Source organism: Solimicrobium silvestre, assembly GCF_002976435.1.
In the GTDB taxonomy this organism is placed as follows: Bacteria; Pseudomonadota; Gammaproteobacteria; order Burkholderiales; family Burkholderiaceae_D; genus Solimicrobium; species Solimicrobium silvestre.
This window is the reverse complement of sequence record NZ_PUGF01000004.1, coordinates 90,580-103,276: the sequence shown is the minus strand read 5'-3', so window position 1 is coordinate 103,276 and position 12,697 is coordinate 90,580. Positions and strand designations below refer to the sequence as shown.

Genomic DNA, 12,697 nt, shown 5'->3' with positions numbered 1-12,697 from the left:
TAACTTGACTTAAATCCCACTTATCGTGTCACCCGACAAAATCAAATATCAATATTCCCAGCCCGCAGCGCATTCGACTCAATAAACGCCCGACGCGGTTCCACATCATCACCCATCAAGGTAGTAAAAATCTGATCTGCGGCAATCGCATCTTCGATCTGTACTTTGAGTAAGCGGCGTACTTTTGGATCCATCGTGGTTTCCCAGAGTTGACTTGGGTTCATTTCGCCCAGACCTTTATAACGCTGTTTGGAAACGCTGCGTTCGGCTTCGTCACGTAGCCAGAGCATGGCGTGGTGGAAGTCGGCTACGCTGGATTCTTTTACTCGTTCGCCTTCGCCGCGGCGGATGAAAGCACCTTCGCCAACCAAGCCTTGGAATGTTGCGGCAGAGCTGGCTAATACGCGGTAGTCGTTGCTTTCAATGAAGTCGGCTTCGATGGAGCTGACTCGTACATTGCCGTGGTACATGCGCTCGATGCGCAGGCCGAAGCGTTCTGATAAATCATCGGTGGTGACGATGGCTTTAACGCTTGGGTCGTTAATTGCGGCGGTCATGGCTTGCGCTGTCATTTCTGCGTTGGCAGCTGTATCCAGTTGCAACGTGACGCCGGTCATGATGGCGGTGAGTGCGGCGCGGTCTATCATGCGGGTTAAGCGCAGCATGATGGCGTTGGCTAAGTTGTATTGGCGGACTAATTCGGCCAATGCTTCACCTTCAATCGGAGCTGCGCCGGTACTTGGGGTCAGTGCCGCGTTATTCAACGCGACTGTCATCATGTAGCTGGCTTCTTCGGTGTCGTCTTTGAGGTAACGTTCGTCGCGGCCGGCTTTTACTTTGTACAGTGGCGGTTGGGCGATGTAGATGTGGCCGCGTTCGACCAGTTCCGGCATTTGGCGATAGAACAGGGTCAGCAACAAGGTACGAATGTGGGCACCGTCGACGTCGGCATCGGTCATGATGATGATGCGGTGGTAGCGCAGTTTTTCGATGTTGAATTCGTCCGGGCCGATGCTGGTGCCTAGCGTGGCGATCAGGGTGGTGATCTGTTCGCTGGACAGCATTTTTTCAAAGCGGGCTTTTTCAACGTTCAATACTTTACCGCGCAATGGCAAAATCGCCTGGAACTTACGGTCGCGACCTTGTTTGGCTGAGCCGCCCGCAGAATCACCCTCGACCACGTACAGTTCGCATAAGGCCGGATCTTTTTCTTGGCAGTCAGCGAGTTTGGCGGATAAGCCCAAGCCGTCCATGACACCTTTGCGGCGCGTTAATTCGCGTGCTTTGCGGGCTGCTTCACGAGCGCGGGAAGCTTCTACAATTTTGCCGCAAATGATTTTGGCGTCGTTCGGGCGTTCTTGCAAATAGTCGCTTAATGTTTTGGCGACGATCTCTTCTACCGGGCCGCGTACTTCAGACGACACTAATTTATCTTTGGTTTGCGAGCTGAATTTTGGTTCAGGTACTTTCACTGATAGCACGCAGGTCAAGCCTTCGCGCATGTCGTCACCGGTGACTTCAACTTTGGCTTTTTTAGCGTAGTCGTGTTCTTCGATGTATTTGTTAATTACCCGTGTCATTGCTGCGCGCAAGCCGGTTAAATGGCTACCGCCGTCGCGTTGCGGGATGTTGTTGGTGAAGCATAAAACCTGCTCGTTATACGCATCGTTCCATTGCATCGAAACGTCAACGGAGATGTTGGTGTTTTGGTCCGACATACGTTCGCCGGTTGCTTGGAAAATGGTTGGATGTAATACGCTCTTGCTTTTGTTGATGTATTCAACAAAGCCGCGGGTACCGCCTTCAAAGGCGAATAATTCTTCTTTGCCGCTGCGGTGGTCGCTGAGTTTGATGCGAACACCGTTATTGAGGAAAGATAATTCACGAATCCGTTTAGCTAAAATTTCGTAATGGAATTCAATGTGAGTGAAAATTTCTTCATCGGCCCAAAAATGTACTTCAGTACCGCGTTTGTCGGTGTCGCCGATTACTTTAATCGGTGAGCAAACTAAGCCATTAATGGTTTCAATGGTGCGATCTTGCGGAACGCCGCGCACGAAGTCCATGGTGTGAATTTTGCCGTCGCGGCGGACAGTGAGTTTGAGTAATTTGGATAAACCATTGACGCAAGAAACACCAACGCCGTGCAAACCGCCGGAAACCTTGTATGAGTTTTGGTCAAATTTACCACCGGCATGCAGTTCCGTCATCACGATTTCAGCGGCGCTGCGCTTAGGTTCGTGCTTGTCATCCCATTTAATACCGGTCGGAATACCGCGGCCGTTATCGGTAATGGAAATGGAATTGTCAGCATGAATGGTGACGTGAATTTCGGTACAGTGGCCAGCCAGAGATTCGTCAATGGAGTTATCCAACACTTCAAACACTAAGTGGTGCAAGCCAGTGCCGTCGGACGTATCGCCAATATACATGCCGGGGCGTTTTCTGACGGCTTCTAAACCTTCAAGAATCTGGATGGAAGAAGCACCGTATTGGCTTTGATCTGGTGTGGAATCTTGATTAGAATCTGGCAAAATCTCGGACATGGCTACCTTTGGTAAATTTTAATAGAGCATCAAACTAAGCAACGAACTAAGCAACGAGCGAATTGCTAATGCTGCAAACACTGCAAGCGATTAGCAAATATAACTAAGCTGTTGCGGATTAAATCCGCATTGGCATTACAACGTATTTGAAATCGTCTTGACCTGGAACAGTAATTAAGGCGGACGAAGTTGAGTCACCCAAAGCGATATTGATTTGATCGCATTTGAGGTTGTTCAATACGTCGAGCAAATAGGTGACATTGAAACCAATATCCACGCTGTCGCCGCTGTAATCGATTTCAATTTCTTCGACGGCTTCTTCCTGGTCGGCATTGGTGGAACTGATCTTCATGCTGCCTGGCGTAATTACGCAGCGGATACCTTTGAATTTATCGCTGGTCATGATCGCGGCGCGCTGTAACGAGCGCAGCAACGGTTCGCGGCCGATAGAGAAGTTATGCACGTAACCTTTAGGAACTACCCGATTAAAATCAGGGAATTTGCCTTCGACTAATTTGGAAACCAGTTCGATATCGGCAAAATTTAATTTAACCTGGTTGTTCGCAATATTGATTTGTACCGGCTCGTCGGTGTCTTCCAACAAGCGCTGCAATTCAATAATTGTTTTGCGCGGAATAATGACTTCCTGGCGGGTAAATTCCTGATCGGTCTCAACCTGGCAATAGGCCAGACGATGGCCGTCGGTCGCGACTGCAATCACGCTCTTGCCATCCACTACCAGCAATAAACCGTTTAAGTAGTAGCGAATATCTTGCTGCGCCATTGAGAAATGCACCATGTTAAACAGGTGCTTCAAGGTTTTTTGCGGCAAGCTGACCGTGGTATTAAATTGCTCGGCAACGGCGACTGTAGGAAACTCTTCCGCGGCCAATGTTTGCAGATTGAAGCGTGATTTTCCGGATTGTACCGTCAGGCGTTTATTCACCAACGTCAGTGAAACTTCGCCTTCCGGCAGGGCGCGCAAAATATCTAATAACTTACGCGCTGCTACCGTGGTCGCAGTGACTTCATCACCGGAACCAATGGCTGCATTGGTGGTGATTTGCACTTCGATGTCGGTGGACAGGAATGACACTTTTTCGCCATTTTTGCGTATGAGGATATTGGCCAGAATCGGCAATGTGTGCCGACGCTCGACAATACCACTCACGATTTGCAAAGGGCGCAGCAGAGTGTCACGATGGGTTTTGACCAATTGCATAAGACTGTCCTCTAAGTAAATAGTAAAAGGATGAATTGCTAAACTGAACCAGCTAATAAGCGATTAACAAGCGAATTGCACGTTAATCGCTGCGTTCAATTTAGCCTTTCAGGGTTTGCTCTAACACGTGTAATTCATGGTTGCATTCCGGATTCTTGCTGCGGTCTGCGGTGATTTTTCGTACTGCATGTAATACGGTGGTGTGATCGCGGCCACCGAATAATTCGCCAATTTCAGGCAAACTTTTTTGCGTTAATTCTTTGGCTAAATACATGGCAATCTGGCGCGGTCGGGCGATATTGGCCGGACGACGTTTGGAGTACATGTCGGCGACTTTCATATTGAAAAAGTCGGCCACCGTTTTTTGAATATTTTCGACAGAAATCTGACGGTTTTGTACCGACAGTAAATCTTTCAGCGCTTCCTTGACCACATCAATGGTGATGTCTTTGCCGTGAAAACGTGAGTAAGCCAAAATTTTACGTAAAGCGCCTTCGAGTTCGCGCACGTTGGAACGTAAATGTTTGGCGACAAAGAACGCCACATCGTCAGAAAATACTACGCCTTCTTGCTTGGCTTTTTTCAGTAAAATCGCAACACGCATTTCAAGTTCCGGCGGTTCAATCGCTACCGTTAAACCGGAATCGAAACGTGAAATTAAGCGATCATCCATGCCGGTGATCTGCTTAGGATACGTATCGCTGGTGATGATGATTTGTTTTTTTGCTGCGATTAAGGCTTCAAACGCATAGAAGAATTCTTCTTGAGTGCGGTTTTTTCCGGCAAAGAATTGAATATCATCGATTAGTAGTAAATCGAGCGAATGGTAGTAGCGTTTGAATTCGTCAAAACCCTTGCGCTGGTAAGCCGTTACCACGTCGCGTACATATTGCTCGGCGTGGATGTAGCGAATTTTGGCGTTAGGGTTATCAATTAAAATCTGATTGCCGATCGCGTGGATCAAATGCGTTTTACCGAGACCAACGCCGCCATATAAAAATAACGGGTTGTAAGAAACACCGGGATTATTTGCCACCTGAATCGCCGCAGCGCGGGCTAATTGGTTGGCCTTACCAGTTACGAAGCTGTCAAAGGTGAGCGCATTGTTGATGCGGCTTTGATCGCGTTTTGGCGTTTCAATAATCGTGGTTGGGCGAACTTCCTCCGGACTGCGAACTTCATCGGGACTCGTGCCAATATCGACCGTGGCCGGTAAGTCGTGCGACGGTTTTCTGGCGACGTTTAAGCGTGGGTCAAGAATGAATTGCACATCAATCTGGTCATCCCAAAACTGGATGGCTAATTCGGTGATGCGGCTGGCGAACTGGGTTTTTACCCAATCCAGTTTAAAGCGATTGGGCGCAGTAATGCGCAACTTACCTTCTGAGTAATCAAGCGGGGTAAGTGGTTTAATCCATGCACTAAATTGTTGAGGAGTTAATTCCTGCTCCAATTGGGCGGAACAAGCCTGCCAGAAATTTTCCATGAATCTTTACTGAGTGAGTTGTTGCGACGGGTCGATTGAGTGCGCATGATTACATATGACTATAAGTTTGTTGCCATTAAGAACCAAACTCGGCAACTGCGCGACTCAAATTACCAAACCGCTATTCTACCCGCGACTGGGGAAGTTATCCACAGGCTGGCCGACTATTTTTTATTGCGTTGTTTTGTGTCAATTGAAACTTTTTGTGACCACAGCAAGTTTCATTGGGTTAATTCCTGTCTGTGTCGTGGATTTGGGCGATGGGGTAGGGCGCGGCACTTTTTGAGATAAAATGCGCCCGTTTTGAGTCTGGCTTACCAAGATTCATATACTTCCCGTATTTTTTTAAATATTTAACGTATTTAATGGCTCTTAATATGATGGAAATCGTATTTTTCGGCAGTATATATATTGGCTAATGAAAAACATGACTATTGGGATGATTTCTTGAAATTAATACTAGAGTATTCTAAAGTGAAATATATACTTTATTTACCAACGTAATGCGAAGTTTTTACGCTTAACTCTTGACAGGAAACGGCAAAATGCTGTCTAATCTCAGGTTCTCTGCCTTTGATTTATTTGTGGCGACAGACTCTGCGTGCTTCTCTTATGTTGTTTGTCAGGATGTTGAAATGTCTGTTTAGGCTGTTTGTCATGCGTTGTAGTTGTTATGTTGTCCCGCATGCTCCGTCCTAGGTGAATAGTTAGAGTAGCGAGTAATAGTAATATATTAAGCAGTAAACCAGCCCGAATTTGAACCGATTTTTTTGCTAGATTAGCGAGACCAACATGAAACGTACTTACCAACCTTCCGTCGTACGCCGCAAGCGCACTCATGGCTTCCGTGCCCGTATGGCAACCCGTGGCGGCCGTGCCGTTTTGAACGCACGCCGTGCTAAAGGCCGCAAGCGTTTAGCTGTATAAGTGTTAAAAAATTACCTGCGTTACTAATTAATGAACTAAGTGAATGAACTAAGTGATTATTAATGCCATGACTGGTAATTTCGAACGCACGCGTCGTATCGTTAAAACGGATGAGTTTTCATCCGTTTTTCGTTTGCGGCCCGTGTTTAAGACAGACCACCTAGTTTTATATGCGCGTCCCAATTCGTTGTCGCACGCGCGTTTAGGCGTTGTAGCTGCCAAACGGCTGGCTCCACGTGCCGTTACCCGCAATGCGGTGAAACGTGCTGTGAGAGAAGGTTTTCGCCAATCTGAATTGCTGAGCTCCTTAGGTTTGGATTGCGTAGTGCGTTTATCCAAGTCGGTAGGCAGTAAAAAAGAACCGGCGTGTACCGCTGCGATTCAAGCGCTGTTACATGCAGAAGTGTTGAGCCTGTTTGCGATTCCTTCTAAGCTAAATCGTGTACTGGAAGCTGCGGCTGCTGCAGCTTTAGTCATAGCCAAGCCCCCCGCAACAGATGCGAGTGCAGAATGAAGTCGATTCTGCTTTTTTTGCTGCGTGCGTACAAACTCACCATTAGCCCTTATTTAGGGCAAAACTGCCGTTTTTACCCAAGTTGTTCAGCTTACGCCGAGTTGGCGATACGTCGTCACGGCGTACTCAAGGGTTCCGCTTTGGCAGGTAAACGACTGTGCAAGTGTCATCCCTGGCATTCGGGCGGCATAGACTTAGTTCCGGAAAACGAAACTAATAAAGACCAACAACCCGATGAAAATAGCAAAACTAGATTAAAATTGGCGCGCTCTTATTGTGGCACTCACAATAAATGCACCTCACACCATCATCTTCACAACTGATTAAGACATTTTTGGATAGCATTTATGAATAAGCGTATCGTCCTGTGGATTGTTTTCTTAATGTCGCTGTTGCTCCTATGGGAAAACTGGCAGCGTTTCAATGGAAATCCTTCCATGTTTTTTGCCAGCCCGACGCAAGTCGTTAAGAAGGATGCGCTGCAAACAGATCCGGCTAATCCAACGGTTGCCGCTGTAGATGGTTCAACACCAGGCGTAACTGATGCGACGGCGGTACCTTTGCATGGTGAAGTTATCACCATTGTGACTGATGTGTTCAAGGTTGAAATCGATACGTTGGGTGGTGAATTAAGCCATCTGGAATTATTAAAGCAAAAAGAAGGCGCTGATACTTCATTTGGTAGCGGCTGGAAATCGTTGATTATGCCAAATGCTACGCATACAGCAGAATCGAATGTAGTGTTATTTGACCGTAGCGAAAAGCGTACCTATTTGGCGCAAAGCGGCTTGCTGGGCAATTACCCAAATCATAAATCGTTGTTTGTCGCTAAACCTGGCTTGCGTACTTTAGACGCGGCTGGTCAAGTGCAATTAGTGTTGGAATCCGAACAGAATGGCGTTAAGTTAGTCAAGACTTACACCTTCAAAAAAGGCTCTTACTCTATTGATCTGTCACATCAGGTCGTGAATGATACGGCCGCGCCAATTACCCCTTCGGTGTATATGCAACTGGTGCGCGATGGTGGCAAGTTAGAGGGTGAATCACGTTTCTACAGTACCTTTACTGGTCCTGCGGTATTTACCGAAGAAGAGAAATTCCAAAAACTTACCTTCGATAAAATCGAAAAACACTCAGAAACCCACGCACTCAAAGCCGATAACGGCTGGATCGCAATGATTCAACATTACTTTGTTTCCGGGATTATTCCGCAAGATAAAGTACAGCGTGAAATTTTCACTAAAAAGGTCGACACCAATTTATACGCAGTCGGTAACATCATGACGATGGGTACATTAGCGCCGGGCGCTTCTGAAACATTGAGCGCGCAGATTTATTCCGGCCCGTTGGTGACTTCCATTTTGGACCATGTTGCACCGGGCTTCAATCTGGTAAAAGACTACGGCTGGACTACGATCGTTGCTAAGCCGGTGTTCTGGCTGATGGATGAAATCCACAATGTCTTAGGCAACTGGGGCTGGACGATTATTGTTTTAACTATCTTCATCAAACTGGCTTTCTTCCCATTATCGGCTGCTAGCTTCCGCAGTATGGGTAAGATGAAATTGCTGACGCCTAAAATGACGGCGATTCGCGAACGTCATAAAGAAGATCCGCAAAAAATGAATCAAGCGATGATGGAATTGTACAAAACGGAAAAAGTAAATCCGTTGGGTGGTTGCTTGCCGATTTTGATTCAAACTCCGGTATTTATGGCCTTGTATTCCGTCGTGTTGGCGAGTGTCGAATTGCGTAACGCGCCTTGGCTGGGATGGATCCATGATTTATCCACGCCTGACCCATTCCTGATTTTGCCGATCTTGATGGCTGTGTCGATGTTCATCCAAACCAAGTTAAATCCGGCGCCTGCTGATCCTATGCAAGCCAAGATGATGGCAATTATGCCGCTGGTATTTTCGGTAATGTTCTTCTTCTTCCCATCTGGATTGGTGCTGTATTGGGTGATTAATAACGTATTGTCGATCGCGCAGCAATGGGTGATTACAAAAAATATAGCTGCGGCAAAATAAAGCGCCTACGTAAATCGCCTTAGCGGCGATTGATACGCAAGGAGAAAAGCCCGGGTTTAACCGGGCTTTTCCGCATTTGCTCTTCCGTTGCTTTGAATCTACACCTAAACTGTAGAGCTTAAATTGATTCTGCATTAAATAAAAAAAGGCCGATAAAAATGAATTTGGACTCTTCCCCGATTGCCGCCATTGCAACCGCTCCTGGACGCGGCGGTATTGGTGTTGTACGTGTTTCCGGTCAAGAAATAATGCCATTATTGAAGGCCTTGTTCCCCGAGGTAAATCTCAAACCACGGCACGCAACGTACCTGCCTTTTTTAGATGCTGATGGCAGTGTGATCGATCAAGGGTTGGCTCTGTATTTTAAAGCGCCACATTCTTACACCGGGCAAGATGTTTTGGAGTTACAAGGCCACGGCGGCCCTGTAGTGTTGCAAATGTTGCTGGCGCGTTGTCTGGAAGCGGGCAAGGATATCGGGCTGCGCTTAGCCGAGCCGGGCGAATTTACTCAGCGGGCGTTTCTGAATGATAAATTAGATTTGGCACAGGCGGAAGCTGTGGCCGATTTGATCGAGGCATCGACAGAAGCGGCGGTTAAGTCTGCCTCACAATCATTGTCCGGTGCATTTTCCAAAGTGATTCACCAACTGGTTGAGCAAGTAGTGCAGTTGCGCATGCTGGTCGAAGCAACTCTGGACTTTCCGGAAGAAGAAATTGATTTCTTAGAGAAATCGGATGCACGTGGGCAATTAACTCGTATCCAACTGGCTTTACGCAAAGTGGTCGAGCAAGCCGCTCAAGGTGCAATCTTGCGTGACGGTTTAAATGTCGTGTTAGCCGGGCAGCCCAACGTCGGTAAGTCTTCGTTATTAAATGCGTTGGCCGGTGATGACATTGCGATTGTGACGCCGATCGCCGGAACGACGCGTGATAAGGTGGTGGAAACAATTCATATCGAAGGCGTGCCTTTGAATATGATCGATACCGCCGGAATTCGCGAAGCAATGGGCGAAGATGCAATTGATGTGGTTGAGCGAATTGGTATTCAACGGACGTGGGCCGAAGTAGCTAAGGCAGACGTTATTTTGCATTTAATGGATGCCAGCCGTGGCCCAACTCGGGAAGATGAATTGATTGCCGATCGCTTTCCGCCCGAAGTGCCTATCATTCGGGTCTGGAATAAAATTGATATTTCCGGCCATCATCCCGCTATAGATGTCATGGAAGGCTCAGCACATGTCTACGTTTCTGCACATGAACATCAAGGCATTGATTTGCTGCGCAACGAATTGTTGCGTATTGCCGGATGGCAGCAAACTGGTGAATCGTTGTATATGGCACGCGAACGTCATTTACACGCGCTGCAATTAGCCAGTGAACACTTAGAGCACGCCGCGTATCATGCCGCGCAAACAGATCAGGCGCTGGATTTATTCGCTGAAGAGTTACGTTTAACTCAAGATAGCTTAAACAGTATTACCGGTGCTTTTAGTTCGGATGATTTATTGGGAGTGATCTTTTCCCGGTTTTGTATTGGGAAGTAAATCGTGTTGGTTAAATCTTGTTATACTTGTGCAATTAACTGCACAACTATGGGGATTTTATGCGCATCCTAACTTATTCAGAAGCACGTAATAATTTAAAAAAAGTATTGGATAACAGCATAGACGATGCAGACGTTACCATTATTCACCGTCGCGATGGCGAGGATGCGGTAGTGATGGGCTTGAATTATTACAACAGCTTAATCGAAACACTCCACCTGACATCATCACCGAGTAATGCTGCCCATCTGGCTGAATCCATTGCAGAATACCGCGCGGGTAAGGCAGTCCAACGTAAGTTAATAGCAACAGACGAATGAAGCGTCATCTTTGTTTTACGCCAACGGCATGGGATGATTATAGCTATTGGCAAAGCCAAGACCGGAAAATGCTGAAACGAATTAATGTCTTAATTAATGGCATGCTGCGTGATCCATTTGAGGGGATAGGTAAACCTGAATCTCTGCTTGGTAACTTATCAGGGTTTTGGAGTCGGCGTATTGATGACGTGCACAGGTTGGTCTACGCAGTAGAAGATTCTCAAATTATTATCATTGCATGCCGTGGGCATTACGATAGATAAAGCCAGTGCTCCCGCTTTTGTATAGCAAAGTAAATCTGTGAATGAGATGTAAAAGTTGATGGTACGCTATGAAAGTTGGAATATAGTATTAATAGTTGGACTGTTTAATAGAGGCGAATATGAAAATTAAATTTATTCAAATGGCGGTGATAGTGTCTTTAACGGCTGCGTTGAGTGCTTGTGTTGTGGCACCACAGCAACCGATAGGCTATCGCATGACTAGCACTGTTTTACCGACTTACGTTAATGGTCAATATGTAGGGATGCAGCCTAGCAATTATATGCCTCCGGCATCTGCACCGACTTATGCACCAGCGGCACCTACTGCCGCAGCACCAAATTCAACTCCGACAACGACAACTGTTGCAACTAATCAGCAGCCAGTAGTGGTGCAACAAGCGCCTGTGTATATGCAGTCACCAACGCCGTCGGTGGTTTATATTCAATCTCCGGCACCAGTGGTGTATAGCAGTTACTACGATCCTTACTATAGTCCCGTCTATGTTAATCCTTGGTACGGCGGCATTGGTATTGGGGTTGGTATAGGATATTACGGAAGATGGGGCGGTGGCTGGCATGGTCGTGGCGGTTGGCATCGTTGATGCTGTCTGACTCAATGCAAAAAGCCGCTAGATTTTAAAAATCTAGCGGCTTTTTTAATACCTGAATTAATTAACTGATTAATTAAGCAAATTTATCCAGCAACGCCGCCAAATGCTGAGCGCGTAATGTCGCGTCTTCCACGTTTTGTGCGCCAGCAGTATGAGTAACCATTGCGCTGGTGAGTAAGGTAACAAATGAACGATCCAATGCTTTACGGGCAGCAGCCATTTGTTGGGCAACACCATCGCAATCGGATTGCACCGCAGCGTTTGCAATTAATTTTTGAATGCCGCGCAATTGGCCTTCAATACGTGCCAAACGATGCATCAAATCTTTTTTCTGTGCTGGGTTGAGAGCAGTGCCTACAACGACTTTTAAGGGGGTATCTGACATGATAGCTTCCTTTTCTTTTGTATGGTGGTTGTTTGGGTCCATCAATAATACTATGCTGAGTATGCTAGCATTAAAATTATATTTTGGACAGCATGTGTGTTATTTTTTTGTAAAAATGTTGTTGCGGGCAATAAATTCCATGTAACCCTTAGCGCGCAGCAGGCAAGCCGGACACGTTTCGCAGCCATAACCCCAGTCGTGCTTCTTGCCACGTTCACCTAAATAGCAGGTGTGGGTTTCTGTGCGGATTAAGTCAATTAATGCGGTGCCGCCTAATTTGTGTGCGAGTTCCCATGTTTGCGATTTGTCTAACCACATTAATGGGGTAGCCAGATTGATGCGGGTGTTCATGCCCAAATTTAGCGCTACTTGCAGCGCTTTCATGGTGTCGTCGCGGCAATCAGGGTAGCCGGAAAAATCTGTTTCGCACATACCACCTACTAAAACATCAATGCCGCGCCGATAAGCCAGAGCTGCGGCGACAGTCATGAACAACAAATTGCGACCCGGTACAAAGGTATTTGGCAGGCCATTTTCTTGCATGACGATGTCGATATCCGCTGTCATGGCAGTTTCGGAAATGCTTGAGATTAGTGACAGGTCAAGCAAATGGTCCGGGCCTAATCGCTCCGCCCAATGCGGATGCAGTGGTGCGATTTTTTCGCGCAAAATGGGACGCATCACCAATTCAATGTCGTGCCGTTGACCATAATCAAAGCCCAGCGTTTCTACTCGCTCATAGTTTTCTAAGGCCCACGCTAAACAGGTAGTGGAATCTTGTCCACCGGAGAACAGAACTAAGGCTGACGAATTCATGGTTGACCTTTCAATGCTAATTTAAAGACTTAT

The 12,697-nt window shown here is 46.8% G+C and carries 13 protein-coding genes; 8 read left to right on the top strand and 5 right to left on the bottom strand.

Annotation, left to right across the window (positions count from 1 at the left end):
• Nucleotides 1-41: 41 nt before the first annotated feature.
• The 3 genes from gyrB to dnaA all read right to left on the bottom strand — a co-directional run bounded on the left by gyrB (nt 42) and on the right by dnaA (nt 5,254).
• Nucleotides 42-2,546 (bottom strand): DNA topoisomerase (ATP-hydrolyzing) subunit B, encoded by a 2,505-nt coding sequence (gyrB, locus tag S2091_RS06025; protein WP_105530901.1) that lies wholly within the window; start codon nt 2,544-2,546, stop codon nt 42-44.
• Nucleotides 2,547-2,664: 118 nt separating this feature from the next.
• Nucleotides 2,665-3,768 (bottom strand): DNA polymerase III subunit beta, encoded by a 1,104-nt coding sequence (gene dnaN / locus S2091_RS06020; protein WP_105530900.1) that lies wholly within the window; start codon nt 3,766-3,768, stop codon nt 2,665-2,667.
• A gap of 100 nt (nt 3,769-3,868) precedes the next feature.
• Nucleotides 3,869-5,254, bottom strand: a complete 1,386-nt coding sequence (gene dnaA / locus S2091_RS06015) for a chromosomal replication initiator protein DnaA (RefSeq protein WP_105530899.1) — start codon at nt 5,252-5,254, stop codon at nt 3,869-3,871.
• Nucleotides 5,255-6,046: 792 nt separating this feature from the next.
• Here dnaA and rpmH point away from each other — a divergent pair.
• From rpmH to S2091_RS05975, 8 genes are all read left to right on the top strand, one after another.
• A complete protein-coding gene (rpmH, locus tag S2091_RS06010; RefSeq protein WP_057289000.1) occupies nt 6,047-6,181 on the top strand; it encodes a 50S ribosomal protein L34 in 135 nt (44 codons plus the stop codon).
• A 67-nt stretch (nt 6,182-6,248) separates the two neighbouring features.
• Nucleotides 6,249-6,695 carry a ribonuclease P protein component gene (gene rnpA / locus S2091_RS06005; RefSeq protein WP_105531036.1) on the top strand — a complete coding sequence of 149 codons (447 nt, stop codon included), beginning with the start codon at nt 6,249-6,251 and terminating at the stop codon, nt 6,693-6,695.
• Entirely contained in the window at nt 6,692-7,018 is a 327-nt protein-coding gene (gene yidD, locus S2091_RS06000) for a membrane protein insertion efficiency factor YidD (protein ID WP_105530898.1), read from the top strand. The genes rnpA and yidD overlap by 4 nt, the downstream gene beginning before the upstream one ends.
• A 24-nt stretch (nt 7,019-7,042) precedes the next feature.
• Nucleotides 7,043-8,725: a membrane protein insertase YidC gene (gene yidC, locus S2091_RS05995; RefSeq protein ID WP_105530897.1), complete on the top strand. Its 1,683-nt coding sequence runs from the start codon at nt 7,043-7,045 to the stop codon at nt 8,723-8,725.
• 158 nt (nt 8,726-8,883) lie between these two features.
• Nucleotides 8,884-10,269, top strand: coding sequence for a tRNA uridine-5-carboxymethylaminomethyl(34) synthesis GTPase MnmE (mnmE, locus tag S2091_RS05990; RefSeq protein WP_105530896.1), 1,386 nt, complete (start codon nt 8,884-8,886; stop codon nt 10,267-10,269).
• 59 nt (nt 10,270-10,328) lie between these two features.
• Nucleotides 10,329-10,589, top strand: coding sequence for a type II toxin-antitoxin system Phd/YefM family antitoxin (locus S2091_RS05985; RefSeq protein ID WP_105530895.1), 261 nt, complete (start codon nt 10,329-10,331; stop codon nt 10,587-10,589).
• Entirely contained in the window at nt 10,586-10,852 is a 267-nt protein-coding gene (locus S2091_RS05980; RefSeq protein WP_105530894.1) for a Txe/YoeB family addiction module toxin, read from the top strand. Before S2091_RS05985 ends, S2091_RS05980 begins: the two co-directional genes overlap by 4 nt.
• A 119-nt stretch (nt 10,853-10,971) precedes the next feature.
• Nucleotides 10,972-11,454, top strand: coding sequence for a hypothetical protein (locus S2091_RS05975; RefSeq protein WP_105530893.1), 483 nt, complete (start codon nt 10,972-10,974; stop codon nt 11,452-11,454).
• 82 nt (nt 11,455-11,536) lie between these two features.
• Here S2091_RS05975 and S2091_RS05970 read toward each other — a convergent pair whose 3' ends face one another.
• Both S2091_RS05970 and queC read right to left on the bottom strand, forming a co-directional pair.
• Entirely contained in the window at nt 11,537-11,848 is a 312-nt protein-coding gene (locus S2091_RS05970; protein WP_105530892.1) for a metal-sensitive transcriptional regulator, read from the bottom strand.
• Between the two features lie 99 nt (nt 11,849-11,947).
• Nucleotides 11,948-12,664, bottom strand: a complete 717-nt coding sequence (gene queC, locus S2091_RS05965; protein WP_105530891.1) for a 7-cyano-7-deazaguanine synthase QueC — start codon at nt 12,662-12,664, stop codon at nt 11,948-11,950.
• Nucleotides 12,665-12,697 lie beyond the last annotated feature (33 nt).

What these genes read in the sequence shown, in the direction of transcription:
- gyrB (WP_105530901.1), bottom strand. Translation starts at nt 2,546, where the DNA reads ATGTCCGAGATTTTGCCAGATTCTAATCAAGATTCCACACCAGATCAA.
- dnaN (WP_105530900.1), bottom strand. Translation starts at nt 3,768, where the DNA reads ATGCAATTGGTCAAAACCCATCGTGACACTCTGCTGCGCCCTTTGCAA.
- dnaA (WP_105530899.1), bottom strand. Translation starts at nt 5,254, where the DNA reads ATGGAAAATTTCTGGCAGGCTTGTTCCGCCCAATTGGAGCAGGAATTA.
- rpmH (WP_057289000.1), top strand. Translation starts at nt 6,047, where the DNA reads ATGAAACGTACTTACCAACCTTCCGTCGTACGCCGCAAGCGCACTCAT.
- rnpA (WP_105531036.1), top strand. Translation starts at nt 6,249, where the DNA reads ATGACTGGTAATTTCGAACGCACGCGTCGTATCGTTAAAACGGATGAG.
- yidD (WP_105530898.1), top strand. Translation starts at nt 6,692, where the DNA reads ATGAAGTCGATTCTGCTTTTTTTGCTGCGTGCGTACAAACTCACCATT.
- yidC (WP_105530897.1), top strand. Translation starts at nt 7,043, where the DNA reads ATGAATAAGCGTATCGTCCTGTGGATTGTTTTCTTAATGTCGCTGTTG.
- mnmE (WP_105530896.1), top strand. Translation starts at nt 8,884, where the DNA reads ATGAATTTGGACTCTTCCCCGATTGCCGCCATTGCAACCGCTCCTGGA.
- S2091_RS05985 (WP_105530895.1), top strand. Translation starts at nt 10,329, where the DNA reads ATGCGCATCCTAACTTATTCAGAAGCACGTAATAATTTAAAAAAAGTA.
- S2091_RS05980 (WP_105530894.1), top strand. Translation starts at nt 10,586, where the DNA reads ATGAAGCGTCATCTTTGTTTTACGCCAACGGCATGGGATGATTATAGC.
- S2091_RS05975 (WP_105530893.1), top strand. Translation starts at nt 10,972, where the DNA reads ATGAAAATTAAATTTATTCAAATGGCGGTGATAGTGTCTTTAACGGCT.
- S2091_RS05970 (WP_105530892.1), bottom strand. Translation starts at nt 11,848, where the DNA reads ATGTCAGATACCCCCTTAAAAGTCGTTGTAGGCACTGCTCTCAACCCA.
- queC (WP_105530891.1), bottom strand. Translation starts at nt 12,664, where the DNA reads ATGAATTCGTCAGCCTTAGTTCTGTTCTCCGGTGGACAAGATTCCACT.